This window comes from Streptomyces sp. NPDC107454 (assembly GCF_055582885.1).
In genome coordinates, this window is the sequence record NZ_JBVJPA010000031.1 from 50,376 (window position 1) to 76,549 (window position 26,174).

General features: G+C 68.1%; 19 protein-coding genes and 2 pseudogenes. 11 read left to right on the forward strand and 10 right to left on the reverse strand.

The window, feature by feature from the left end; translation table 11 throughout:
- Positions 1–266: 266 nt before the first annotated feature.
- The 3 genes and pseudogenes from ACZ69M_RS47945 to ACZ69M_RS47955 all read right to left on the reverse strand — a co-directional run.
- Positions 267–488: pseudogene (locus ACZ69M_RS47945) on the reverse strand (GntR family transcriptional regulator); the annotation flags it as partial.
- Between the two features lie 80 nt (positions 489–568).
- Complete coding sequence (locus ACZ69M_RS47950; protein WP_470060009.1) at positions 569–952, reverse strand: MmcQ/YjbR family DNA-binding protein; 384 nt, start codon at positions 950–952, stop codon at positions 569–571.
- Positions 953–1,790: 838 nt separating this feature from the next.
- Entirely contained in the window at positions 1,791–2,462 is a 672-nt protein-coding gene (locus tag ACZ69M_RS47955) for a TetR/AcrR family transcriptional regulator (protein ID WP_470060010.1), read from the reverse strand.
- Positions 2,463–2,688: 226 nt separating this feature from the next.
- Here ACZ69M_RS47955 and ACZ69M_RS47960 point away from each other — a divergent pair, with 226 nt between their 5' ends.
- Complete coding sequence (locus tag ACZ69M_RS47960) at positions 2,689–2,817, forward strand: hypothetical protein (RefSeq protein WP_470060011.1); 129 nt, start codon at positions 2,689–2,691, stop codon at positions 2,815–2,817.
- A 40-nt stretch (positions 2,818–2,857) separates the two neighbouring features.
- Positions 2,858–4,870, forward strand: a complete 2,013-nt coding sequence (locus ACZ69M_RS47965) for a SpoIIE family protein phosphatase (protein WP_470060012.1) — start codon at positions 2,858–2,860, stop codon at positions 4,868–4,870.
- A gap of 98 nt (positions 4,871–4,968) precedes the next feature.
- Here ACZ69M_RS47965 and ACZ69M_RS47970 read toward each other — a convergent pair whose 3' ends face one another.
- Positions 4,969–5,586: a TetR/AcrR family transcriptional regulator gene (locus ACZ69M_RS47970; protein WP_470060013.1), complete on the reverse strand. Its 618-nt coding sequence runs from the start codon at positions 5,584–5,586 to the stop codon at positions 4,969–4,971.
- A gap of 852 nt (positions 5,587–6,438) precedes the next feature.
- Here ACZ69M_RS47970 and ACZ69M_RS47975 point away from each other — a divergent pair.
- The 7 genes from ACZ69M_RS47975 (at position 6,439) to ACZ69M_RS48005 (ending at position 15,367) form a co-directional block, all read left to right on the forward strand.
- The gene (locus tag ACZ69M_RS47975; protein WP_470060014.1) at positions 6,439–7,047 is read left to right on the forward strand and encodes a carboxymuconolactone decarboxylase family protein; all 609 of its coding nucleotides are present in this window, start codon (positions 6,439–6,441) and stop codon (positions 7,045–7,047) included.
- Positions 7,048–7,341: 294 nt separating this feature from the next.
- The gene (locus ACZ69M_RS47980) at positions 7,342–8,166 is read left to right on the forward strand and encodes an isocitrate lyase/PEP mutase family protein (protein ID WP_470060015.1); all 825 of its coding nucleotides are present in this window, start codon (positions 7,342–7,344) and stop codon (positions 8,164–8,166) included.
- Positions 8,167–8,226: 60 nt separating this feature from the next.
- Positions 8,227–8,874, forward strand: coding sequence for a nitroreductase family protein (locus ACZ69M_RS47985; RefSeq protein WP_470060016.1), 648 nt, complete (start codon positions 8,227–8,229; stop codon positions 8,872–8,874).
- 427 nt (positions 8,875–9,301) lie between these two features.
- Positions 9,302–10,201, forward strand: coding sequence for an NADP-dependent oxidoreductase (locus ACZ69M_RS47990; protein ID WP_470060017.1), 900 nt, complete (start codon positions 9,302–9,304; stop codon positions 10,199–10,201).
- 462 nt (positions 10,202–10,663) lie between these two features.
- Positions 10,664–11,605, forward strand: coding sequence for an NADP-dependent oxidoreductase (locus tag ACZ69M_RS47995; RefSeq protein WP_470060018.1), 942 nt, complete (start codon positions 10,664–10,666; stop codon positions 11,603–11,605).
- A 954-nt stretch (positions 11,606–12,559) separates the two neighbouring features.
- The gene (locus tag ACZ69M_RS48000; RefSeq protein WP_470060019.1) at positions 12,560–13,447 is read left to right on the forward strand and encodes an SDR family oxidoreductase; all 888 of its coding nucleotides are present in this window, start codon (positions 12,560–12,562) and stop codon (positions 13,445–13,447) included.
- A gap of 645 nt (positions 13,448–14,092) precedes the next feature.
- On the forward strand, positions 14,093–15,367 hold the full coding sequence (locus ACZ69M_RS48005) for a hypothetical protein (protein WP_470060020.1): 1,275 nt from the start codon (positions 14,093–14,095) through the stop codon (positions 15,365–15,367).
- A gap of 246 nt (positions 15,368–15,613) precedes the next feature.
- Here ACZ69M_RS48005 and ACZ69M_RS48010 read toward each other — a convergent pair whose 3' ends face one another.
- The 4 genes and pseudogenes from ACZ69M_RS48010 to ACZ69M_RS48025 form a co-directional block, all read right to left on the reverse strand.
- A complete protein-coding gene (locus ACZ69M_RS48010) occupies positions 15,614–16,195 on the reverse strand; it encodes a hypothetical protein (protein WP_470060021.1) in 582 nt (193 codons plus the stop codon).
- Positions 16,164–18,311 (reverse strand): hypothetical protein, encoded by a 2,148-nt coding sequence (locus ACZ69M_RS48015; protein WP_470060022.1) that lies wholly within the window; start codon positions 18,309–18,311, stop codon positions 16,164–16,166. Before ACZ69M_RS48015 ends, ACZ69M_RS48010 begins: the two co-directional genes overlap by 32 nt.
- A 1,439-nt stretch (positions 18,312–19,750) precedes the next feature.
- A pseudogene (locus ACZ69M_RS48020) lies at positions 19,751–20,188 on the reverse strand (transposase); the annotation flags it as partial.
- Between the two features lie 20 nt (positions 20,189–20,208).
- Entirely contained in the window at positions 20,209–20,562 is a 354-nt protein-coding gene (locus ACZ69M_RS48025) for a hypothetical protein (protein ID WP_470060023.1), read from the reverse strand.
- Positions 20,563–20,669: 107 nt separating this feature from the next.
- Between ACZ69M_RS48025 and ACZ69M_RS48030 the strand changes: the two genes are divergently transcribed.
- The gene (locus ACZ69M_RS48030; RefSeq protein ID WP_097282850.1) at positions 20,670–21,338 is read left to right on the forward strand and encodes an NUDIX domain-containing protein; all 669 of its coding nucleotides are present in this window, start codon (positions 20,670–20,672) and stop codon (positions 21,336–21,338) included.
- A 67-nt stretch (positions 21,339–21,405) separates the two neighbouring features.
- Positions 21,406–22,392, forward strand: coding sequence for an aldo/keto reductase (locus ACZ69M_RS48035; protein ID WP_470060024.1), 987 nt, complete (start codon positions 21,406–21,408; stop codon positions 22,390–22,392).
- A gap of 27 nt (positions 22,393–22,419) precedes the next feature.
- Here ACZ69M_RS48035 and ACZ69M_RS48040 read toward each other — a convergent pair whose 3' ends face one another.
- Together ACZ69M_RS48040 and ACZ69M_RS48045 are read right to left on the reverse strand one after the other, a co-directional pair.
- Complete coding sequence (locus tag ACZ69M_RS48040; protein ID WP_470060025.1) at positions 22,420–24,963, reverse strand: SpoIIE family protein phosphatase; 2,544 nt, start codon at positions 24,961–24,963, stop codon at positions 22,420–22,422.
- A 257-nt stretch (positions 24,964–25,220) separates the two neighbouring features.
- A complete protein-coding gene (locus ACZ69M_RS48045; protein ID WP_470060026.1) occupies positions 25,221–26,129 on the reverse strand; it encodes a LysR family transcriptional regulator ArgP in 909 nt (302 codons plus the stop codon).
- Positions 26,130–26,174 lie beyond the last annotated feature (45 nt).

A 26,174-nucleotide genomic window follows, 5' to 3' on the forward strand; every position in this document is an offset into this window, starting at 1 on the left:
CAGTCCGGCGTCACGTTCTTGATCTTGCCCGGGCAGAGGGCGCTTCTGGGAATCGTGCTGCGTCGGGGGTTCGGCGCGCGCGGAGGCCGACGTCGGAGTGCGGAGTTCGCCGAGGAACCTCCAGTTGGCGCTGCCGAATCGTCAGGGCCGGATGGGGAGGTTGGCCTCCCATCCGTCGAGGAGTCGTTCGAGTCCCAGTTGGAAACCGCGCTCGGCGCTGTCGGCCGTGTGGGGAAGTTCGGCATCACGAATGACCCGGGGATCGTTCTGTCTGCCACGAGTGTGCCCGAGCCTCTGCGGGCGGTAAGCCATCCCTCGGTGACGAGGTCGCCATAGGCGTCAGCCACGGTGTTGCGGGCAAGCCCGAGGTCGGCGGCGAGTTGGCGGGAGGAGGGCAGCCGTGTGCCGGGTGCCAGGCGGCCGCTGCGGACAGCGTCGCGCAGGGCTGCGGCCAGCGCGCGGCGCACACCCTGTCCAGCTCGAATCAGATCACTCTCAAAGGCCTGCCGTAGCCGCGCTGGACTGGTCGTACCGCGGGCGGCGAGGGGCTCGACGGGCATGGCGGAGGTCAGGCCCGGTGGCCATAGGTGTGCGGATCCACAGGCTGCTCGGATTTGGGAAGTCCGCCGACCACGAGACGGTAGGAGTCGATCACGAGTTCCTTCACCAGCTCCTCGTCGACGGTGCCCCCGCCTTCCACTGTGATCCAGTGCCTCTTGTTCATGTGATAGCCGGGGGTGATGTCTGTGTGCCGCTCCCGTAGGGCTGCGGCGTCGTCCGGATTAGCTTTCAGGATCACGACAGGGTGCCCCGGCATGTCGGTCATGAGCATGAAAACCTTGCCGCGCACCTTGTAGAGGTCCCAGTCGGGGCCGAAACGATGCTCCAGGTCGGTGCCGGGCAGTTCCACGGTGCAGTCGCCCGCGATCTTCTGCAGCTCCTGTCCGTCCATAGTGATCAACTCCTCTATCAATCGAGTGCCCCGGCCGACCGGCCAAGGCCCCAAGGTGGGTTCCGGTGACCGCCTGACGGCGCGGCATCGGCGCTCCCGAGGTCCTGGGCGAGAAGGCCCGCCACGGATGCCAGGCCGTCGGCGCTGCGGCCCTTCCACGCTCTTGCCGTCACCTCCGCGAACCTGTTCAGGTCTAGAGCGTCCCGTTGACTCCGCCGCGGGCAGCCCCCGTCTGTCAGGCCCACGGAACTGTTGCTCTGCTCCCTCAGTGCCTACCTGGGGCGGTAGACGTACGCGCGAACGTAACCGGCGACGGCCGGAGGGGCGTCGCCGCCGGCACGTGCTCCGCCGGTTTCGAGGCGCTCACCGGTTTGCCCGGCCTGAGCAACAGCGCAGCCAGGACAGCGCGCTGCCCCGGCCGGCCGGCTCCGGCCTCGACCCCCTGTTTGCGTAGCCGGACGGGACCGACCATTGAGCACTGGACGTCCACGTGCATTTTGCTTACCGCCCTGGAGATCCTTGTGAGGCTTGACCGCTCAGCTGTCCGCAGGAGACCGCTCTCTCCAAACGTACCGCAAGTCGGCCATTTTTCAGGACCAAATGGTCCTCTCTTGCAGAGAGGGCCTCCGCTTTTGACTTGAGGCTGGGCTACGCACAGGCGCAGAAGGGGCTACGCCGGGCACGGAATGTGAGGACGGACGCCTCCTTCTGCCGGCAAACCCCCGTTCGGCCCGGCTATGGATGTCGGGAGGCGGTGAAGGTCCGGTGCCGGAGGCTGCGACGCGACCGCCTGCGGTGCGGCACCAGGATTTCTTGGCGCCGCTCTGCCGCAGACGGCTTAGTGCCCTGAAGGGCCTTCCGCCGGTGGACTGGTGTCCTCGGCGGGCACGGCATAGGCCTTGACGTGGCCGATCGCCATGTTCAGGGCGATCCTCATGGGTTTGACGTCCTGGGCTGTCTGGGCAAGGAGGTAGCCACCCTGAAGGGCGGCCATGAGGCCGGTGGCCAGCTCTTCGGCATCTGCGTCGGTCCTGAGGACTCCCGAGTCCTTCATTCGCTCGAGCCCGGCCTTGAGTAGTCCCTCCCAGCTGTCGAAGTGCCGGGCGAGCGCCTCGCGTGCCTCTTCGTCCTGATCGGCCAACTCGCTTGCAAGGGATCCGAGCGGGCAGCCGTACGCCCCGTTTCGGAGCGCGTTGTGTTCGATCAGCACGTCCCGCCAGCGCTCCAGCCCGCGGAGGGAGTTGAGCCGCTGAAGTAGCTGGTGCTGACGTTTGAGCAGTTCGGCAGCTTGCAAGGCGACAACGTCCCGCACCAGTGCATCCTTGTCGGGGTAGTGGCGGTAGAGCTGGGATTTGCTCGTTCCGCTGGCCGCCCTGACCTCGTCGAGGGTCGTGGCGGACACGCCCCTGACGTACATCATGTCGGCGGCAGCCCTCAAAATGCGCTCCCGAGTCGCCCGCCCGCGCTCAGTCAGCCGGGAGTCGTTTCTGTCGCGCGCCTGTTCCGCCACATAGGCCAGATTACCGCTGCGTAGGCTAGCAGGATTGAAAAGGGACCTCAAGGTCCTTTTTTCTGCGCACCTCCTGGGCGGTGGGACCGGCCGGAGCCGCACCCGGCCGAGTGCGCCTGGGTTCCGGCCGGCAGTACCACGGGACGATCCAGGCCCCCGGCGCCGCCTCTGAGGCCGAAGCGGTCCCCGCCCCTCTGTTTGTCCCCTCCCCATTGACCAGGCGCACGTGACCATCGGCAACGTCCCGATCCGCGATGACGCCGCTGTCGCCTTCGATCCGACCGAGCGGATCGCCGGGAGGACGATCGTCGGCGTTCGTCGATACACGCAGTCGGCCGGTGCCGCCCCAGAGTGACCGGCCGCGTGGACGAAGCCTGCTCTGCGGCAGATAGTTGATGAAGGACGACGAGGTCATATCGCTCGACGATGAGGGTGAGCGGCAAATGGACGCCTCGGACGAACTTCTTCAGATGGCTACACCGTCGGCTCTTTTGACCCTGGACGGAGCGATCCGCAGCCTCAACGCGGCAATGGCCAGAACACTGGGCAGGTCCGTGGAGCAGTGCGTGGGTCGTGGCTTCGGTGATCTGTTGCCCGCAAGCCAGCTGACTGCGGTCAAGAGTCTCGTGGCCCACGCCGCCACGACGAAGACGGTTGCGATGCGGGTGCTGGAGTTCCCCGGGCCAGGTACAGCATCTGTCGTCTGCCTTGTCGAGGCACGACCAGTGAGTGATCCCGTAGGTGGCGAGTCGCTGGTGTGGGTGCACTCATTGAACGCGGGAAACGACTTGGGCGCCCTGCTGATCCCGTTCCGTCTGGCAGCCAAGGCCGCCAACCTCGGTCTGTGCATGTATTCACCCCAGGAGCGCGAGCTGGAGTGGCTGGGTGGTGCACCCGCCTTGGCGGCGCTGTTCCCGGAGGCCTCCATGTCGTTGTCCGAGGTGGTTCGGCGAGTCCACCCCGATGACCGCGGGGCGCTGCGGCGGCTCGTGCGTTCGACGGCCACCCGGTCCCCCTGGATCAGGTTGCGGTTCCTTACAGAGCGCGATGGCTGGCACCTTCTGGTCTGCCGGGCCCGTCGGCTCATTCTGGGGTCTGGCGGCCCTGAGCGGGTCTTCGGAGTGATCCGCGATGACACCAAGAGGGAAGCGCGCAGACGCAGAGCGAAGGACGCGCTGAGTGCTGAGCGTCAGCGTGCCGACGAGATCGTAGCCTTCTCTTCCGCCGTGATGACTGCAGTCACGGAGCAAGAAGTACGGCAGGTCGTCCTGACCCGGCTCGCCGCCACATTCGGTGGTACCGGCGCCGCGCTGGCGTTCATCAGGCAAGGCCGTCTACGCGTTTCCTCCGATGCCGGGATCCCGATACCGGTGGCCGACCTGCAAGGCCTGCCGCTGGACGCCCCCAGCGCGCTGCCCCATGTGATCCGCACTGGCGAGCCGCAGTTCATTCCCAACCAGGAGGACTACATCCGCCGCTGGCCGCACGGGGCCATGGTGCCGTACTTCGACCAGCTCGACTCCGGCTTCGCCATCTCGATCACCTCCCTCAGCCCGATCGGCGATCAGCCGCTCGGGGCCTGGCTGGTGACCTACGACGGCGAACATCACTCGTCCCCGGATGAGCGCGCCCTCATGGGTACTCTTGCCGATCTTGCAGGCCAGGCACTGAAACGCGTCAGCTTGCAAGAGGCACGAGTCGAGCTGGCCACGGCGCTCCAACAGACCATGCTCCCCACGCTGCCCGAGCACCTCCCCGGCCTGGAGGTCGCCGCCCGATACCGACCAAGCCGCGACGGGCTCGATATTGGCGGAGACTGGTACGACGCCTTCGTCATGCCCGACGGTGCCGTCGCCCTGGAGATCGGCGACGCCCAAGGGCACGACGTGGACGCCGCCGCCTTCATGGGACAGGTGCGCGCATCCATACGCGCGATCGCCGGCCACGAACCGGGTCCCGCAACCGTGCTGGCTCGCACCAACGAGCTGCTCGTCACGATGGGCGCAGCACGATTCGCCAGCTGCACCATGCTGCGTATCGACCCGGGCGACGGACGGGTCACCGGTGCGAGCGCCGGCCATGTGCCGTTGCTGTACGCACGCGACGACGGCAGCCACAGCATCCACGAGTTGCCGGGAGGCCCGGTGCTAGGAGTCGTGCTCGGCACCGAGTACAGCGAGGAGACCTTCGCATTGCACGAGGACAGCGCGCTGGTCATGGTCACCGACGGCGTGGTCGAAGGACCGGGCCTCACATTGGAGGCCGGACTGGAACGAGCCGGAACACTGGCTGGCGCGGCCCTCCACGAGGGGCTGAATGCCGAGGAGACCGCTGACCGCGTCCTCGACGCTGCTGTCGCGGTGGACCATCTGGACGACGTGGCTGTGCTGGTCATCCGGCGCGCATGAGACTCGATGCGTCCGTGCGCCGGGCAAGGTCGTACAGGTAGCTGCTCCGGACAGGTGGCGGCGGAGCCGAACGCGCTCCTCGAACCGCGAAGGTGGGCTCAGTTGCGAGCGAAGAACGCGATGTGGTCCAGCGCCATGTCCAGCGCGACGGCCATCGGCTCGGAGCTGTGCGCGTTCTGTGCAAGCACGTAACCTCCCTGCAGAGCGGCCAGCAGACCAGTGCCCAAGCGTTGTGGGTCGGCGTCCTCGGAGAGTACGCCGAGGACGCGGAGCCGGGTCAGTGTCTCGACGAGCATCCGTTGCCAGGCATCGAATGATGCGTTGAGCGCTTGGCGGGACTGCTCATCGTTGTCGGACAGCTCAATCGACATCACGCCCAGCGCGCACCCGTACGAGCCGTCCTGCAGTGAGTTGGCGTGGACCAGGGCGTCGCGCCAGCGGCGCAGACCGGCGAGGGTCTTCACACCGCGCAGGTGCTGTTCCTCGCGGGCGAGGACGAACTTCGACTGCACGTCGATCACGGCGTGGATCAGCGTGCGTTTGTCCTCGAAGTGGTTGTACAACTGCGACTTGCTCGTTCCGCTCGCCAGCCGGACGTCATCGAGCGTGGTGGCGTTGACGCCCCTGACATAAAACAGCTTGGCCGCCGAATCAACGATCCGTGAACGGGTCTCCAGGCCGCGTGGCGTGCGGCGAATATCGCTGGTTGCGGACACGGTGTCTCCCTCAGGCACGTTACTCACTCGTGCTGCTCAGCCGTGGAGCGCATCACAAGCGCGGTGGCCTCGATCTCCACTAATCCGACCATAAAGGCTGACCGGCGAAAGATCATGTCTTTGTGGTTCTTCACGCAGGTATCCATGACGTCGCGGCCTGTGAGCCAGGACCGGACCTGGCCGACATCGCCCAGTTCCGCGGCCGCCCGCCGCGGCGCCCCGCGGTCCGGGGCTTGCCGGGCCTCCTCGGCGAAAACCTCCTGCTGGGTTCCGTCCTGACGCAGTGACGGAGAGGGCGGCGCGGTGCAGCCCGGGGTCGTGACGCATCGAGGTAGGCGCCGAGGCGGCGCGACACCCTGGCGTCGATGACCTGTGCTGTGACAGCCATGTCAACCAGTACCTCACCGTGGACGGATGCGAGATGAAGGTGCAGGCAGAGCCGGCAGGTCTTGTCGTCGTTCCTGCCGAGCTCTCACTCAATGTTGGACTAAATAGTCCACTGAGTCAATCGATCCGGATCGAGTCAGGCCGACACGAGCCCGCGCGGTCCGACTGGCACAGTCGCGCGCAACGAAGCTCACCTGCAGCTTTGGCCTGCACATTTAATGACGAGGACCGATCTCGAGCCGCCCGCAGGAAGCCTGGCGGACCCTTCCCTTCCGGGGGAGGGGTTGCACACACGTTTCTGGTCTGTATAGTCCTTTCTATGTGGTGTCTGAGGTAATGAAGAGATCCGCAACTCGGCACCCGCGGAGTCACCCCTCTCAACGCAGGCCACCGGGCGCAACCGACGCGACCGTCGAGGTTGCGGCCGGCGCAGGAAGAGCCTGCGGCGGAGCTCCGAAGCGCTGCGTGCCCGGCTCGGGCTCGCCGACTATTCACACCCCGATCGGAGGTCGATTCGCCGTGTCACGACTGAACGTTCCCGCTCCAGAGGACGTGCCTGCCGGCGCACAGCAGATACTCGGCAACGTTGGTGCGCAGCTCGGCTTCGTCCCGAACATGTTCAAGACCCTCGCGTCCAATCCGGCCGTTCTTGAGGTCGTCACGACTCTGCAAGGCACCCTGAGCCGGGTTCTCGACGGAAGGACGCGGCACAGCATCGCGCTGGCCGTGTCGCAGGCCAACGGCTGTAGTTACTGCTTGGCGATGCACACCCACGTCGCGACCGAATTCGGCGGCATGTCGGACGACGACATCAAGCTCGCCCGCCTCGGGAGCTCGGTCGATCCCAAACGTGCCGCGGCCGCCCGCTTCGCGCAGCAGGTGGTCGAGAGCCGCGGGCAGGTCAGCGACACCGACCTCGCGGAGGTACGGCGCGCCGGATACACCGACGCGCAGATCCTCGCCGTCGTCGCGGTCGCGGTGCAGTTCCTGCTCACCAACTTCATCAACAACGTCAACCAGACCGACCTCGACATCCCCGCCGTTGACTCGGTCGATACGACCGTGCCCCAGTGAACCCGCGCCCCGAACCGCCGCCCCCCGGCGGCCCGCGGAGAGACCCACCACCGTGCTGCGGGATACATGGGAACTCCGGTGGACGAGGGCACGCGTTGGACCCGCCTCGTCGAGTCCGCAGAATCGTCCACGGCCCGCGTCATCGCGTCTGTTGAGGCCGGGGCGGCGTCAGGAAGCGCCACGCGGCCGCCGGCAACACCCCACCCGCCGGTTGTTCTTTGGAACCCTCGACGCGGCTCAGGCACGCAGTCGGCCACCCCCCACTGAGTCCACGATCATTCAGGAAGGCTCGACATGCCGGGCTCCGAACTCTATGAGCAATTCATGGCGCTGCACACCCGTGATGGTGGCCTCGTCATGCCCAACGCCTGGGACGGCCTCTCGGCGCTGATGCTGGCCGATGCCGGCTTCGAGGCGATCGCGACATCGTCTGCGGCGATCGCCGCCACGCTCGGCCGCCTCGACGGGCGTCACCAAGTCACCCGCGAAGAGCACCTTGAGCATGCGCGGCTGCTCGGCCGCCTCACGGGGCTGCCCGTCAACGGAGACTTCGAGGACGGATACGGCGACACGCCTGAGGACGTCGCCGCGACCGTTGAGGCCGCCGTGGAGTCCAGCCTTGCCGGTATCGGGGTGGAGGACACCTCGGGCGATCCCGATATGCCGATCCGCGACTTCGACGAAGCAGTCAGTCGTGTACGTAGCGCCGTTGACGCTTCGAAGCGACGCATCATCGTTACCGGCCGCACCGACAACTTCATCCAGGGGCGACCGGATCTCGACGACACCATTCGGCGTCTGACGGCCTTCGCTGAGGTGGGCGCAGATGTGGTCTACGCGCCGTTCCCACCCGACCGCGACGCACTCGTCGCGATCGTCACCGCGGTCGCCCCAACACCGGTCAACGTCCTGGTGTCTCCGTCGGACAAAGTGCTCACCGTCGCTGAACTGCAGCAGGCAGGAGTCAAGCGCATCAGCTTGGGTCCGTTGCTCTACGCCCACGCGATGGGAGCGGTCGAAGAGGCCGCGAAGGTACTCCTCGCGGGCGACCTCGCCTCGGCGACGACGGGCATGAACTTCGCCCGCGTCAACGAACTGCTGGCCCGCGGCAAGAACTAACCCGATCAGCACGAATCACTGACTCTTCATCTCGTGATCACAAGACAAAGGCAGGATGACATGGATCTCGGCAAGCTCATGAACAAGCACCTCACCAGGTACTTCGACCCCAGTAAGACGGTCCCCGAGGAGACACTCCAGCAACTGCTGGGATTCCTGCGCTCGACGCCGTCGTCGACGAACGTGCAGCCCAACCACTTCTACGTCCTCGCCACGCCCGAAGGCAAGGAGCGGCTGGCGGCCAACCTCGGCGAACGATTCCAGGACAACAGCGAGAAGATCCTGAACGCCTCACACACCGTCATCCTCACCACCAGGGCGGATCTTCCCGAAGGCCACCTCCAGGCCGTGTTCGACAAGGAGCGGGCCGACGGCCGGTTCCCCGACCCGGCAAAGCAGGCGCGGTGGGAGTCCATGACCCGCGACTTCCTCAACCTGCGCAACTACGGCTACAAGGACCTGAACCACTGGATGGAAAAGCAGACCTACCTCGCGATGGGCCTGACCATGATGGCGGCCGCTGAGCTCGGCGTCGAAGCCATGCCCCTCGAAGGGTTCGACCCGATCAGTGTCGACGAGGCGTTCAAGATCCGCGAAACCGGACACACCACGACCGTGCTGCTGGCCCTCGGCTACCCCGACCCCGCGAAGGCATACAACAGTCCGATTTCACGCTTCGAAACCGACCAGCTGTTCACGTTCGTCTGACCAACGACGGCACCGGGAACGACCGGCCGAAGTCCGCAGGCTGCGGACGCCGCTGGTCCTCGAGGCCGACCCACTCCGGAGAGCCAGACCGGGGGCCGGCGCCCCCGGCCGTCGGTGATCCGAATGATCCAACGGCGTCGGCGGACCTCCGGCTTGCCCGGCAACGGCTTCTCCGACCCGCACCGTGAGGTCGTCGAACGGCGCAGCACGAAGCGGCGCGGAACCTGGCGCCGACGGCAACGCTGCTGCCCAAAGCGCTGGGGACCTGGAACCAGTCGGTCGAACTGAGCGCGAGGACAAAGATCTACTGTGAAGGCGTGCGGAATGCCCCTGTTCGGCACCGCTGCCGGATTTGGGTTCCCGGCCCGTACCTCCTGGTCGGCCGGACCGAGTGAGAGGACAAAGATCCACTATGAAGGCGTGCGGAGTGTCCAGGGCAGAGACGGAAGTCGCCCTGCTGGAACTGCCCGAACCGTCATCTCCCGAGCCGGGCCAGATCCTGGTCGCGGTTGAGGCCGCCGGGGTCGGACCGTGGGACGAACTGGAAATCGACGCTCGTTGGGACGTGGGGCTACGCCCCCCGGCAGCGCTGGGAGTGGAGGGCGCAGGCAAGGTGCTGGCCGTCGGTGCGGGTGTCACCCAGCTTGCCGTAGGCGACCGGGTGCTCGCGCACGAAGCCCCGCTGCCCGGAGGAAGCGGCTTCTGGGCCGAACGCGTTCTGATCAACGCGGATCACGCGGCGGCCTGCCCACCAGGCTTGGACGCCGCACACGCAGCGGCACTGCCTGTCAACGGGCTCACCGCGCTGCAGGCTTTGGAGAAGCTGGACCTCGGCCGAGGACAGCGGCTCCTGATCACCAACGGAGGCGGGGGCACCGGAGCCCTGGCCATCCAACTCGCCGCGGCCCAGGGCATCGAGGTAACCGCGACCGCGTCTGCTGCCGCTGCAGAGCGTCTGCTCGGTCTGGGAGCGATGGAGGTCGTCGACTACCACGATCCGCACTGGTCGACCGAGGTACGCGGCGGGTTCGACGCTGCCCTGATCATCGCCGCCGGCACGGCGGCCCCAGCCCTGCCTTTGGTGCGTGACGGCGGCCGACTGTGCTCCCTGACCTCGGACGCGCCTCCGGAGGAACGAGGCATCACGAGTTGGGACCTCTACATCGAGCCCAACGCCGCGCAGCTTGCCCAGCTGGCGGAGCAGGCTGCGGCTGGAACCTTGAAACTCGCACCAGAACCCCTGCCGCTCAGCGAAGGACCGGCCGCATTCACCCGAGTGGTTGCCGGACGGGCCGGCGGTAAGAAGATCGTGCTCATGCCAGCATGACGCGCCCTGCCACCGACCGATCCCGATGGTGGGCCACGGTGCGCGCGGGGCACGAGCCGCGAGACTGCGCATCGGCGTGGCCATGCAGTGAAGGGACTTGGACGCCTCCCATCTGTCGGCCGCGTCGACCGAAACGGAGCCGTCCCTGCGCCCGCTGCCCACTGGCGCCGGGCAGTAGTGAGCAGCGGCGGCCCGGAGCAGCTACGCACGCGACTGAGTGGGTGGCGATACCGGCGAAGCTCATCACGAGATCGGACCAGCGAGGCGAGCGGCTTCCCAACCACTGCCTGCAGTGGCAGCCGGGCTTTCCCATCGACGCGAACGTGACCCTGCAGGGTCTGCGCCACGGCCGCGACGCCCCTGCCCAACCGGCCGAACACGTTGTGGCGCCCGGCACGCACACCGTTCCCGTCCACGTTGCGACGGGAACGGACAGAGCTTGTACAGAAGGAGGAAACACAAATGAAAGCGATCGTGGTCACTGACCCCGACGCCGGAACCGCCGGGATGACGCTGGCTGAACGACCCGATCCGGAGACGGCGCGCCTCGCCAGCCTTGACGGCGCGAACTACGGCGACGTCGTCGTCGAAGTTCATGCGTCGGGTTTCACCGGGGACGAGTTGGAGTGGCCCTCGACCTGGGTCGACCGCCTCGGCCGGGATCGGACGCCCTCGATCCCCGGACACGAGGTGGCAGGCGTGGTCACCTCTCTCACCTATGGAACGGCAGGGCTCTCGGTCGGGCAGCGCGTGTTCGGCCTCACGGACTGGACCCGCGACGGCACCCTCGCGCAGTACGTCGTCGTCGAGGCGCGCAACCTCGCGCCGCTGCCCGGCGACATCGACTTCACGGTCGGCGCAAGCGTCGCGATGACGGGCCTGACTGCCTGGCAGGGACTGTTCGGGCACGGGCACCTCTCGGTGGGGCAGAGCGTGCTCGTGCACGGCGCCGCCGGCGCGGTCGGATCGATGGTGGCTCAGCTCGCGCGAGAGGCCGGTGCGCACGTCATCGGCACCGGACGCGCCGCCCACCACCAGAGCGCACTCGACTTCGGCGCGCACGAGTTCGTCGACCTCGACAACGACACGCTGGAAGACGTCGGCGGAGTCGACTTCGTCTTTGACGTATTCGGCGGCGACATCGGCGCTCGATCGGCCCGGCTGGTGAGAGGTGGAGGGACATTCGTCACCGTCACCGGCCCGCCGGAGGTGCGGCCGGCCGACGGCCTGGCGGTCGACTTCGTCGTCGTCTCCGACCGCGCCCAGCTGGGCGAGATCGCCCGGCGGGTACGGGAGGGACGTCTGCGGACGCATATCGGCCAGGTCGCGAACCTCGACGACGCTGTCGCCGCCTTCAACCCGGCCCAGAAAGTCAACGGAAAGACGATCATCCGCATCCAGTGAAGCCGCGGACGACATCTCACGCAAGCCGAGGTGACGGGGGTCGTCGCGGGACAGCCCGGCGACAGCACCCCGAATTGCGTCAGGTTCGGACCGCGCTACCAGCTGTCGCGGGTGCTCTTCATCTCATCGATGCCGTGAGCTGAGGTGGCTGCCCCTGCCCGGCGGCGATCAGGTGCCCGGCGCGATCACGCAGGCTGACACGCAGACCCAGGCCCCCCACGCTTCTGATACGTGCCCGTGTACAGGGCTTCTTGCTCAGATCCATCAGTGAGCACGGTGTACGTGCTGCGGCCATGGATTAGCGCAACGTCACTGAGGATTCGGATCTGGACGTCATGTATCGAAAGGTCCTTGAAAGGACGTGGCTTAGTTAGCCATGTACTCCAAGAACTCGGCACGGTTCCGCGCGACGCCCGGAGTCTGCACGACAAAGTCCTCGGCGAGGAACTCACTGAAGCGCTTGACGTCGTTGTGCTGATCCGACTGGACGTAGTCGTTGTTCAGCAGCTCAAGGATCGCCAGATCCTCGGAAGACGGCTTGACGTCATTGGTGGATTCTCGTTCTGCGGAAATGCACGCTAAATTGTTGTAGCGGCTGAGGACTGCCGACGAGGCAATGATCCCCTCGCGTCAGCGGGTAAACGAGTCCGCCAAGGAGACCTTCGCAGCTGAGAAGCCAGCTGCAGCGTTCTCTGTCTCCACACGCATGGTCGGCCACTACCGCCACATGTCATTGCGAGTGTTGGCAGTGGGCCTACGCTCATCGGAGCAGTACCTGTACAGCGCGCAATGCGGCATAACGGCATGTACGCATTGTTAGAATGCTGAGTGGGGTCGATGAGATGCGGTCGCCTCGTCGGGGGAATTTCAGAGGTGAGCGTCGCCGACCCGTGCGGCTCGGCCGTCAGTTCCTTTCCTGCGACGCAGCGTCGCAGGGGTCATCTGGAGCCTCCCATGCGCGTGTTCGTTACAGGAGCCAGCGGCAGCATCGGCTCAGTCGTAGTTCCCGAACTCATCGCTGCTGGTCACGAGGTCCTCGGCCTCGTCCGTTCCGATGCCGCAGCCGCGGCCGTTTCCGTCGCGGGTGGCACGCCGCTCCGTGGCGACCTCACCGACCTGGACAGCCTCCGTGCTGGCGTCGCCCAGGCAGAAGGCGTCATCAACCTGGCCTTTGGGAACGACTGGAGCAACTTGGGGCCGTGCATCGACGCGGAGACACAAGCCCTGCAGACCTTCTCGGCCGCACTCGCAGGCAGCGGCAAGCCATTCGTGCATGCCGGCCTCACCCCGATGGTGCCGGGCCACACCTCCACCGAGGAGGACCCCGACAGCACCAACGGTCCCGTCGGTGGCCGCGGCCTCAATTCACAGATGGTGCTGGCCCTGGCCGACCAGGGCGTCCGCTCCTCTGTCGTACGGCTGCCGCGCTCCGTGCATCAGCGCGCGTCGCAATACGGCTTCTGCACCGTGCTCATCGCCGCCGCGCAGAAAACAGGCGTGTCAGCATACGTCGGCGATGGCGCACAGCGCTGGCCAGCAGTCAACCGGCTCGACGCCGCCAGGCTGTTCCGCATCGCACTCGAGGACGCTGCACCCGGCACGGTCCTGCACGCGGTAGCCGACGAGGGCGACACCATGCGGTCACTGGCCGAGGCTGTCGGCGACGTGCTCGCGGTGCCGGTCGAGTCGACATCGCCTGAGAGTTTCGGACTCATAGGCCGCTTGTTCGCGCTCGACATGCCATCCTCGAGTGCACTGACCCAGAGGCGGTTCGGCTGGGAGCCCACCCACCCGAGCCTGATCGCGGACCTCGCCGCTGGCGACTATCCCGCCCTGGGTTAAAGGCGGGAAGCCAGTGGTGATGATCGCGGGATGGCGGGCTCGGGGGCCCTATCTCGGAGCTCGCGGATCCAGACGGGCGCACCCCCTGGGCATGGCCGCCCACTACGGTCACGGATCATGAGGAACTGTCCGCGTTGCCAGGCGCCCGCGAGCAAGAACTGTGTTGCGGACGACGAGACCGGTGCCGGGGTGCTGCGCAAGGTCCCGCATGACGAGCGGGTCAAGCGGACGCCGGTTCCGGGCAGCGGTCGAGCACGATCTTGCCGTGCGGTTTCTACGAAATGGCGTGGGCGTTTGTCATACCGGTGGTCTAAGGTCACGCTGTTCGTCACCGCTGGGGGCGTGGCCGCGAGACCGGCTTGCCAGCTGCGGGGCTCCGGCAGCAGATGCGGAGGAGACGGACGGATGCCGCCGGCCGGCGTGGTGCGGCCCGGGGCTGGAGTCCCACCTGGTCCGTTCCGTGGGGCTGCGTAAATCCCTTCAAGCGTAAGGACGTTGATGAGACGTAATTCCCTCACCGGTTTAGCCGCAGTGTTTGTTTCGGCTGCGGGTCTGGCCGCATCGCTGCTGGGCGCCGCCCCAGCCGGTGCGGTTGCTGTTTCCGGCCGGCCGGTGATCACTCTTGACACGCCGATGCCGGCGGCCTTGCCAGCTGCTCCTGCCACGGAAGGTGTGTACTTCGACTTCCACACCAAGACCAGGAACCTGACGGCACACGATGTCACTCTGACCGTGGACGCCCGGGGACTGTCGAAGATCGCCAAGGTGGCGTTCTCGAGCAACTGCACCGCCCATGGCCTGGTCGCCACGTGCTCGGAGTCGTTCGAGTCGGGCTCTAATCCGAAGATCGGCCTCGGGTCCATGACCCGGTTGACCCTGACCGCACTCAGGGGCAGCCGACTGGGCGCCACGGGAACGTACAAGATCACCGGCCGGTCCGCGCATGCGCAGATCGTGGGCGGCACGGGATCGGTCACCGTGGGAGGGCCGTCCTTCGGCCTGGACCGCCTCGCCGACCACACCAACCTGAAGGTCGGCAGCAACGTTGCCGAACCGGTCCGGTTCACCAACGTGGGCAACCGTCCGGCCCGAGGCGTGCAGACCGTCCTGGCCGCCTCACCCGGCCTGGACTTCGCCGACCACTACTCCAACTGCAAGTACGGGTTCAACGGCGCGATCCACTTCGCGGAGTGCTACCCGAAGGGCGCCATCAACATCGGCGAGACGGCCGCCCTGGCCGCCCCGGTCCGTCTGCACGTGGGCTCCACCGCCCTCAACACCTCCCTCGACGCGCTCACCGCGCCTCTCGGTCAGCCGGGCTGGCCGGACGGCCAGGGCATCAAGTGGACGTGGGGCAAAAGGTCCGCGCCCGCGCTCAAGCTGAAGGTGATCAAGGCGGGCAGGCGGTCCTCGGCCCCGGCGGGCTCCGTCTCCCTGCCGCAGACGGGCAGCGTCACGGACTACTGGATCGCTTCCCTCAGGGCCCGCAACACGGCCGACTTCGCCGTCTCCGGCGCGAGTGCCCAAGCCGATGCGGGCAAGAACGCGACTCTCGCCTTCCACCTGAGGGCCAACGGTCCGGCGACCCTGTACGACCGCAGCGGCGGTGAAGGAGTGCCCACCGCCTGGGTGACGCTCCCGCCCGGCACCACCGCCGTCGGCCATTCGGCCAACTGCGCCCCGTGGCAGGAGAACAACCCGACAGCCGAGGCGAAGGGACCGTACGTCTGCAGCCTGCAGGGCATCATCGTGCCCAAGGGACAGGTCACCAACTTCTCTTTGACCGCCCGGGTCGACGACGTGGTCGCGCACGCCAAGGGCGGCGTCCAACTGGTCTGGGGCCCGGACCCGGCCGACTCCCACCGGCCCGCTTTCGATCCGGACAGCCGCAACGACTCCGCCGTCCTCACCATGAACTGAGCCACGGCCCACGGGTGGTGCCGGGCTGCTTCACCCCGTCATGGCCGAACGACCCCTGTGCGAGCTGGGGAAGCTGCCCGGCTGTCCCCAGAACCGCGGCATAGTTCACCTGGGCCTGTCGAACCGAGCACCCGGGGCAAGTCGGGGGCGGCAACAACTCGGTCCGCGCCCGGAGTCCATCGCCCCGGTCCGTGACGTCAAGACGCCCCCCAGAACCACCTGTTCTGTGGGGCGTGCTTGGTTGTCCTATTTCTTGGCGAGGCGGAGCTGGTTGACGCACCGCAGGTCCTGCCGGTACTTCACCGAACCTTGCCGGTACCAGAACCGGCATTGCGACGTGTCGCCCGTCACCGGACCGGTCACCCTGAACCGGGCCACGTGAAAACTGTTGGCTGGTTTGTGGGCTTTCACGGTGAAAGTGCTCGATTGCTCCGGCAGGCCGGTGATGTCATCGTTCGGTGACTTCACCAGGCGCACACCGATTCCGTATCCGCCGGTGTCGTAGACGCTCACCACTTTGTAGCCGATCAGCTCCAGCCCCTTCGGCAGGCTGACGAACTGGGCCTTGGTTATGGTCACCGGTTCACCGCTGGTGTTGGTCGCTTGGGGCAGGTTCAGCCAGTACTCCTTGCCGATCCTCAGCTGGTCGTACTCCAGGTCGGCCTGCTCGAGCAGTCCTGCATCCAGTGCGTGACCCTTCCATGCGCCTGTGTCATCTGGTCGCTGCGGGACCAGCCAGGCTGCCAGGGCCGCCGCCACGATCAGGAATGCGGTTCCGGCGATCAGCCGGCCGCGCCTACTTGGAGTAGAAGACACCAGCGTGCCCACTGCTGAGCGAACCATTCCTGCCCCAGACCCAGTGCTTGCCGGGCTGGTTTCTGAACGTGATTCTCTGCCTGTGGTTGCTGTCGTAGCCGGTCTTCGCACCGAGCGAGATACCGAAGGCGCTCACCGCGCCGCCGAACTTCACAGAACTGCCGTGAGCAAGCGAAAGGGTGCCACCACCCCCCTCAAGGTAGGTCCGGTAACCCTTCGGGGCCTTATTGAAGTTCGCCGTCCCGTCCTTCGACGACACGTCCTTGCCGACCTTGCCCGCCGCGCCGTCGGCCGGAATGTGGTATCCGCTTGCCTCGATCTTGTACCAGGTGGCGCGCACCGAGCCGGAGCACCAGTGCTGGTACTTCCACTTCTTGTAGAGGATCGGCACCTGGTACTGGTGCGAGTACTTGGGCTTGTTGGACCAGCCTACGGTCATGCCGTTGCTCTGCGACAGCTCCTTGGACGCACCTGTAGTCCAGTTGCCGCTGCTCTTGACCGCGGTGTCAATGCTGCTCGACATCGAGGATTCGTACTCGAACGTTGACTTCGCGTCCCAGTTGGCGTGCGCCTCGCCGACGACCGTGTACTTCGTCGAGCTGTCGATCTGCTTTTTGGCGTCCCAGCAGTTGCCGGAATCCATGGGCACGATGGGCGGGCGCACCGCTTCGGCGCTGACGTCGTGGCCGTTGATCAGGTACGGGTTGTAGTTGGTGGCGAGGGTGCTGCTGTCCGTGGATCCCGCGTAGGTGTCCTGCGTAGTGCCGGACACGGTGTTCGGGGCGAGCAGCGTGCTGTGCCCGTAGTCGTTCTGTCCGGAGACCGTTGCGCTCTGCTGGGCCGTGGCGGTGGAGAGGGTGTCCACACCGAGCATCGGCGTGCTCGTGGTGGCGGTGACGCCCTCGGCGGTGGCTTGCAGGTTGAGGATGCCGCCGTTGTCGTCCTTGGCCTGCTGCACGTCGGCCGGGAGCGTGCCCGGGAGCGTGATGGACCAGGTGCCGTCAGCCGCGGTCGTCGCCATGCCGAGGAACGGCACCTGCGTCTGGCCGGTGGCGCCGTCGCCGAGGTCGTTGGCGGTCAGGGTGACCCGAAGGCCCGCGGCGGGCTGCCCGTTGCCGAGGGTGAACTTCCCGGTGACCGTGTTCGACGGGGTCTGGGCGGCCTCCTCGGCCGGGTCGACGGCCTCCACCCCTCCGGTCTCGGCCGGCGGGGTGGCGAAGTAGGGCTGCACAGAGGGGTCCGGGTCCGCGAGGCACGGTCCGGCGTCCGCCATGATCGTGCCGACGATTCCGGTGCGGACCTCTGGATCGAGCTGAGCCCATGGGCCGGTGGAGTATTTGGCGATCTGACCGGTGGTGTCGGGATCGCTGGTAGTGGTCTGCGTGTTGACGACCCCAGCACCCGGGCTCCAGGCCTGGCTGACGTCGGCCAGACCAGTGGCCACCACGCCCGCGCTCTGAAGGCGTGCAGCGATGGTGCCGATGATCGGGGTTTCGGTGTAGCTGTACTGGTTGATGGCGCCCGTGCTGGTGAGCGCGTAGACGGTGGAGTTCACCATCCACACGTTCGTGGCATCGAACAGGGCGGCGGTCGAGGTCGCGGTCTCGGAGATCTTGGTGAGGGTGCCGTTGCCCGTCGTCGGAGCGGACTGCTTGTAGACCTCGAGCGAGTCCGCGGCGTTGAGTACGAACACCCGGCTGCCGTTGGTCCAGATCCGCTTGGCGTTCTGCCACGCCAGGCTATAGGTCTTCACCGGAGTCAGCAGAGCCCCGCCGGTGGCGGTGTTGTCCTTGTAGGACTTGACCTGGTCGCCGGAGGTGGCCTCGTAGATGATGCCGTTGCCGCCGCCGGTGAACACCTTGCTGGTGGTCGGCAGGTTCGCCGTGTAAAGGGTGTCGGTCAGCGTGTCCGTGGTGCCGCTCTGGGGTCCCCAGTCCATGTACTTGTGCAGCACGCGCGGCGCCGCGATGTTGCCGGTGGTGTTCGGCTCCCATACATACGTCGGTACGGAGGTGGGGCAGTCGGCGGCCGCAGCCGGCTGTGCGCCGGCCAGCGCAACCACGACACTCCCGGCAAGGGCAGCGGCGATCATGACCCCGTGCGCGCGGCGGGATGTCCGGACTCTCATGGAGTCCCTTTCTGTGGTGCAAGAAGATGGACGCCCAGCAGGGCGCTGACCTGCTGGAACACCCGGATTTGATCACATGTGAAGAACCTGTGTCACTGAAGTCTTTGCCGAGCCGGATCTCCTGGAGGGCGGATTCGGTAAGGCGGTGACCGTGACACGCAGACAACTTACTGACGGATATGGGCAGTTGATCGATCGCTCCGGGTGAATGGGCGAGTGCGTCCCGTTACCGGAATGTGTCCCCGGCGTGTGCCCGCCGGAACAGGCCTGCCCGCTCGGCCTGCATCAGCGACAGGACGAGGCGCCTGCAACTTCGCGCTGCCCATCGCCGCACTCCGCACCAGGCGTTGATTCCGGGGCACGCCACCTCCCGCCCGACCTGGCTCGTGGCCTTCCGCCGTCCCCGCGCGCGGGGACCACGGAAGCGCACCGCCGCGCTTGTGGCAGCCGTGGTTCCGCAGCAGAGGGATCACGAGGACTGCTGACGCGTATGGCGGCGCGCCAGCTCCAGACCGAGAGTGAACGACAGCACGTTGAGGCTGGCTGGGTGGACAGGACCACCGGGGAGCCCGTGACTGAGGAAGAAGCCGGCCCGTACGCCGAGCCGGTTCACGAGCTGCCCCGCCTACGGCGCGAATCGCGGATATGGGTCTGCGACCCGCAGCACGACGGGGTGGTGAAGTATCCACCCGGAACGCTGTGCTGAAACGGCCCCCAGGGGAGCCTTGCAGCGGCCTTTGGCCATCGGTTCCCGAGACCGGACGGCGGGCGGCAGGGTGCGAGCAGCGGCCGACACATCGGCCCAAGCCCGCCCCCTGGCCTATGACCAGGGCGCACCACGGCAAAGGTGCCCGCGGACCCTCACCGAGGGCCCGGTCTGTGCAGCATCAGCGTGAGAGATACCTCAACTTCCGGCGGCCGCAGGGCCGTTGAGTCTTCCGCATGCCGCTCTTCGTCGCGCGCATCGGGTCATGGGGACGGGCGCGGGAATGTGAGAGCCGTATGACCAGCAGCCACGGCCGCAAGAGCCGGACGAGGAACAAAAGCCGCCGTCAGGGTGCCGCGTGCGCCGCCGCCAACGCCGGCACCCTCCACCAGCACGACAGCGGCCCGTCCAGCAAGGATCTCCAGCCGGCCGACCCCAGCCGCTGGGGAGTGGAGACCGCGCCGGACATGCGGACCGCGTCCGCGCTGATCGGTGCGTGCATCGAGCGGTGCGCACCGTGTCAGGAGTCCCTTGCGGCGAGGCTCCTCGACGACGAGGAGCCGATCGCGCTCGCGATGACAGCGGGGTCCGTCAACAACCTGCATGTGATCCACGAGCCGGACGCGGAAAGTCCCGCCGCCAAGCCCATCAAGATCTTCTACTTCCTCGTCAAACACGCCCGCCTCCACGCAGGCGACGCCCACCTGTTGGCGGCCACGTGGTCCTATGCGCGGAGGGTGTCGACGCCGAGGTGGCGCTTGCGGCCTGCGATTTTCTTGCCCGCGGCGATGCCTTGGCCGGCTGCGCGCACGTTGGCGGAGGTCTTGATGCTCTGGGCGTCCAACACACAGGCACCCGGCTCGGCATCCCGGCCTTCGGCCTCGCGCACCAGACGACGCAGGAGGCCGTTGAGCTGGGCGAAGATGCCTTCCTTCTACCAGGCGGCGAAGTATCCGTACACCGTCTCCCAGGGGGCGAAGTCGTGCGGCAGGTAGCGCCACGGGATGCCCGTCCGGTCGACCTAGAGGATGGCGTCCATGATGCGGCGCAGGTCATGCTCGGGCGGACGGCCGAGGTGCGCGTGGAGCAGAAGATTTGACCGGCGCCCGGGCGTTCCGCGCCCAGGAACGCCCGGGCCCGGAAACCCTCGCGCCGGTCCCACTCCCGGGATCGGGACAGCCCTGACAGGTCCTAGGCGTTGCCGGCCCTCGACATGCGCAGGGCCAGGTCCTGGAGCAGATCGGCCGTCGTGACGTCGGTGCGTCCGGAGTCGTGGAGGTCGGCGAGTTCGGAGAAGAGGAACGCGAAGGCGCCCACGAGCGAGATGGTGGCGGGGAGGTAGGCGTCCGCGACGGCCTGCCCGGCCTCCGCGGGACCGGCGTCCCCCGGCACCTCCACCCTGGGGAACACCTCCGTGACGAGCGCGCCCAGTTGGGTCTCGGCCGAGTCGACCTCGGCGTTCTCGTCCTGGGCGATCCTGCGCACCATCGCGTTGGTCTCGGTGAGCACGCCGATGGCGCGCAGGATGATCTCCGTCTGTTCCATGCCGTGAGCCTAGACGGGCGAAGCCCCGCTGTGGCCTCGATGTTCGGGCCGGGATGGTAGACAGTGGTCATGAACCACTTCTCCCGCCCCCGCCCGGCCCGCACACGATGACCGCAGGAATCGACACCCCGGACCGCCGGGGCCGTACGGGGCTCGACCGTGTCGGCCGCGATCTGACCGGCAACCCCCGGGTCAGGGTCCGCGAGGTCACGCTTCTGTCCAGCCACTGGTACGTGGAGCGCACCACCACCTTCGACTTCCAGCACGCCGACGGCACCTGGAGCACCCAGGAACGCGAGACGCACGACCGCGGCAACGGAGCCACCCTCCTGCTGTACGACGCCGAGCGCGAAACCGTGCTGCTGACCAGGCAGTTCCGCTACCCCGTGTACACCAACGGCCATCCCGACGGCATGCTGGTCGAGACCCCGGGCGGTCTGCTCGACGAGGACGACGAGCATCCCGAAGTCGCCGTACGGCGCGAGGTCATCGAGGAGACCGGGCACACCGTCGGCGACGTGCAGCACGTCTTCGACGTCTACATGAGCCCGGGTTCGGTCACCGAGCGGGTCAGCTTCTACGCCGCCACCTACGGCCCGTCCACCCGCACCCACGAAGGCGGCGGCCTGGATGAGGAGGGCGAGGACATCGAGATCGTCGAACTGCCCTTCCGTACCGCACTGGCCATGATCCGCTCCGGGGAGATCGCCGACGCCAAGACGATCATGCTGCTGCAGTGGGCGGCCCTGGAAGGACCGTTCAAGGCCTTGCGTTGAAGTGCTCTTCAAGTTCCAGACTCCTCTTCGGGACCCGGATGACTGGGCCCGAAGAGGAGGGACCACCATGAAGTACCGGACCATCGGCACCGATCCGACCACCCGCCGTGAGGTGAGCGTGCTCGCGCTCGGCGCGATGCTGTTCGGCTCGGTGACGGACGAGAAGACCTCCTTCGCCGTACTGGACCGCTATGCCGAGGCGGGCGGGAACTTCGTCGACACCTCCGACAACTACGCCTTCTGGACCGACGGCAGCCAGGGCGGCCAGAGCGAGGAACTGCTCGGACGGTGGCGCCGCAGCCGGGGAATCGGCGACGAGATCGTCTTCGCGACCAAGCTCGGCGCCCGGCCGCTGGCCCCCGGCACCGGATACACCGACAACCCGGAAGGACTGTCGGCGAAGGTCGTACGCGAGGCGGCCGAGCGCAGCCGCGAACGCCTCGGCCTGGACCGGATCGATTTGCTGTACGCCCACATCGAGGACCCCACGGTCGACCCGCGGGAAACCATGGAGGGGTTCGGGGAGCTGGTGGCGGAGGGGACCGTCGGGCTGCTCGGGGTGAGCAACCACGCCATCTGGCGGGTGGAGCGGGCCCGCGCCGTCGCCGCGGCGGCCGGACTGCCCGGCTACGAGGTCCTCCAGTACCAGCACAGTCTGCTGCGGCCCCGCACCGACATACCCGACGCACTCTTCCCCGACGGGAGCCTCGGCGGCACGAGCGCCGAACTGCGCGGCTATCTGCGCGCCGAGCCCGCCCTGACCCTGGTCGCCTACTCCCCGCTGCTGCGCGGCGCCTACGTACGGCAGGACAAGCCGCTGCCCGCGGACTACGACCACCCGGGCACCCCGCCCCGGCTCGCCGCGCTGCGGACGGTGGCGCGGGAGACGGGAGCGAGCCCGAACCAGGTGGTGCTCGCCTGGCAACTGGGCGGCGGGCTGCCGGTGATCCCCCTGGTCGGGATGTCGTCCGTGGCGCAGTTGGAGGAGAACCTGGCGGCCGTGGACCTTGAGCTGTCGCCGGAGCAGCGGGAACGCCTGGACGCGGCCCACTGAGCGGCGTCGCGGGCGAGGGCTGTCGCGTCAGTGGCGGCACTCGCCCGCGGAGCGGCGAATGGTGAGCAGCAGCGCGATGTCGTCGGGGCGCTCGGTCGCCCGCCGGGCCTCCTCGGTCAGCAGGTCCGCGGCGCCGGACAGCGAGGAGGCGCCGGGCCGGGCGTGCGGGGTGCCCGCGCGGGACAGCTTCGCGCGGATCCTCTCGATCCCGTCGTCGATGTCGGCCCCGGGACGCTCGACCAGACCGTCCGTGTAGAGGGCCAGCACGGCGTCGGGTTCCAGCAGAAGGTCCGTCACCGGGTAGCGGGCCCGCGGGGCCACTCCGAGCACCACGCCACCGGGCAGGTCGAGGAGCTCGGTGCGGCCGTCGGGGTGGCGCAGCAGGGGCTGCGGGTGACCTGCGCGGGCGGCCCGGGCGACTCCGGTCACCGGGTCCAGCCTGACGTAGCAGCAACTGGCGAACTGGCCCGGGTCGAGGTCGATGAGCAGCCGGTTGGTATGGCTCATCACCTCGTCCGGAGGGTGGTCGCTGAGCGCGAACGCCCGAACGGCGCTGCGTAGTTGGCCCATGGTGGCGGCCGCCTGGACGCCATGGCCCTGGACGTCGCCGATGACCAGGGCCAGCGCGTCACCGGCCTCCACGACGTCGTACCAGTCGCCGCCCACGTCCATCCCCTTGGTGCCGGACAGATAGCGCCCGGCCGTCTCCACCTGCGGGTGCGACGAGAGCCGGTGCGGGAGCAGTGCCTCCTGGAGGCCACGGGCGAGGGCGGCCTCGGAGTCGTAGCGCCGTGCTCTCTCCAAAGCCTGCGCGATGAGTCCGGTGAGCGCCGTCAGTACGGAACGTTCCTCCGTGCTGAAGTCGCGCGGACGGTCGAAGCCGAGGATGCAGGAGCCGACCGGCCGCCCCGAGGCGATCAGCGGCAGGAAGGCCCGGGCACCCACCTTCGTGTCCAGCGGGATGCCGGGGTAGGCGGCGGCCAGTTGGGGCATCGACTCGAAGAACAGCGGGCGGCCGGTGGTGAGCGTCTCCACCCCGGGCAGCTTGGCGTCCAGGCCCACCCCGTCGAAGGGCGCGAGGAACCCCTGCGGGAAGCCGGTCTCCCAGGCCAGGTACAGGCGCCGGTCCTGCAACAGGTAGATGGCCAGGCGCCGTCCGCCGAACGCGGGCAGCAACTCCCGCATCACGGTCTCGGACACCTGCCGGGCCGTCACGGCCTCGGCCAGGGCCATGGCCAGGACGATGGGCCGGTACAGCGCCGTCGTGGTGAGGCCGGTCGTGGGCTCGGCGATGCCGGACCCGTTCGCCAGGGGCCGGCCGTGGGGCGGTGCGGCCTCGGGGGCCTCCGTGGTGTCCACGACCCGGCCCATCGGGATCAGCTTGCAGGTCAGACTGCCGGGGCCGGGATACACGGACATCGTCAGCCAGGTGTCGCCGTGGGCCGCCGCGGCTGTCCGGCGGCCCGCGCTCGGGCGGGCGACCTGGAAGTGCACCGGCTCCGGTGACAGCAGTGCGCCGCGCAGATGATCCTCGTAGGACGGCTGGTTCAGCCAGGGCACGGCCTGCCACAGCGGTCGCCCCAGCAGTTCCGGCCGAGGCCGGCCGAGGAGCTCGGCGGCGCGCGGATTGACGTAGGTGATCAGCCCGAGCCGGTCCAGTGCGAACACGCCCTCGGGGAGCAGGTCCGCGGCACCGTCCGCCGCCGAGCCCGGGCCCGGATCGACCACCGCTCCGCCGACCGCGTACGGCGGCACGAGCGCGTTGCCCGAGGTCCACAACTCCAGCAGCCGCAGCCCGCCGTTGACCGTGTGCACGGGCAGCGGGTGGGCCGGGGGACGCCCCGCCGCGGTCTCGTGCAGCGCGGCCAGCAGCACATGCGGATCGTCGAGGGCCAGCGTGTGGGTGAGTGCCTGCGGCGTCCCGGGAAAGGCACCGGCGCTGGTGCCGAGCAGGGCCCACAGCGCGTCGTCCCCGGTGACCTCGCCCGTGACGGGGTCCCAGGTGAACCGCCCGGCATAGCGATGCGGCAGACGCTCGGCGGGCGGCCGTACACACATCGGCTCCTCGTCCCAGACGACCTCGGCACCGTCCTTCTCCAGGACCGACAGAGCCGTTCCCAGGCTCTCCGCCACCGCCGTCATCCGGTCACGGTCCGGCAGCACGTCGGTGGCGTCCGAGGCCGAGGGACGCAGCACCGTCAGGACCCCGAAGGACGAGGAGGCGCTCACGACGGGGACGTACAGCGAACCGAACTGGAACGGCAGCCCCGCCGCGAGCTGCGGATAGCGGCGCATCGTCTCGGTGGCGTCGGTGAGCAGCACCTCCGTGCCCGTCCGATGGGAGTCGGCGGCCGGGAACGGCCGGTCCATGGGCATGCGCCACCAGCCACGGAACAACTGTCCCGGCAATCCGGCCAGCACGGCCAGCCGCAGCAGTTCGGGGGAGCTGGAGCGCAGGTACACACCCCCCGCGAAGCCGCGGGCCGCCCGGATCGCGTCCGCGACGGACCCGCTGAGCAGGGCGGCCAGGCTCGTCAGCGCCTGGTCCTCACGCTCGGCGCTCCCAGTCATCGGTCTGCCCTCGTCCGCCCGCCGTCAGGGGGATTCCACAGCAAGAATGCGCCTTACGGGTACCCACCCGCACCTCGACGCCTCAGCCGTGATGGTCGCTTGGAGTTGCACTCGGCCGCATCCGGCCGTGTGCGGCCGTACTCAGCTTCGCCCAGCGCGAAGATACCGCGCCCGCGCCCCGTCCAGGAGCCCCGCGTAGATGTTGGTTCACAGCACTTTCGGGCCTCGGCGTCCGCGAATCCCGGCCATTTCGGTGCTCAGCGTCTCAAGGTCTCCGCGGCGACGGACGCCACGGCCTCGGCCACCGCCGCGAGGGCCGGGAAGTCGAGTTTCCACTGCTGCCAGAAGAGTGGTACGTCGACGGTCCGGTCCGGCGCGAGGGGGACCAGCCGCCCGGCCCGCAGCAGCGGCTCGGCCTGCACCTCGGGCACCATGCCCCAGCCCAGTCCGGCGACGACGGCGTCCACGAACCCCTCGGAGGTGGGCATGAAGTGCCGCAGCGCGCTCGCTCCGGGACCGCCCCCAAGGCCCCGGACGAACTCGTCCTGGAGATCGTCGTTCCGGTCGAAGGCCACCACCGGAGCGTCGGCGATCAGCTCGTCCGGCGCCGCGTCCGTCCCCGCGCCGAGCCACCGCCCGGCGAAATCCGGCCCGGCCACCGCGAGGTAGCGCATCCGGCCCAGGGCACGCACGGAACAGCCCGCCACCGGGTCCGGCGACGAGGTCACCGCCGCCATCACCACCCCCTCGCGCAGCAGGGCGGCCGTGTGGTCCTCGTCCTCACGGCGCAGTTCGAAACCGAGCCGCAGCTCGCCCGGTACGCGGGTGAGCGCGGGCAGGAACCAGGTCGCCAGCGAGTCGGCGTTCACCGCGATCGACAGCCGCGTCGGCTCCCCGGCCTCGCTCATGCCGAGCTCGGTACGGGCGTCGCGCTCCAGCCGTGCCAGCCGGCGCGCGAACCGCACGACGACCTCGCCGGACCCGGTCGGACGCACCGGCTTCGTCCGCATCAGCAGGACCCGGCCGGTGCGCTGTTCGAGTGCCTTGACACGCTGGCTGACCGCCGAGGGCGTCACATGCAGGGCGGCGGCCGCCGCGTCGAAAGTGCCCTCGTCGACCACCGCGAGCAAGGTGCGTACCTGGTCGAGCGGGAGATCCGTCATCACGGCTGCTAATGATACGTAAGAATCTTTAGCTGTACTCTTGACGGC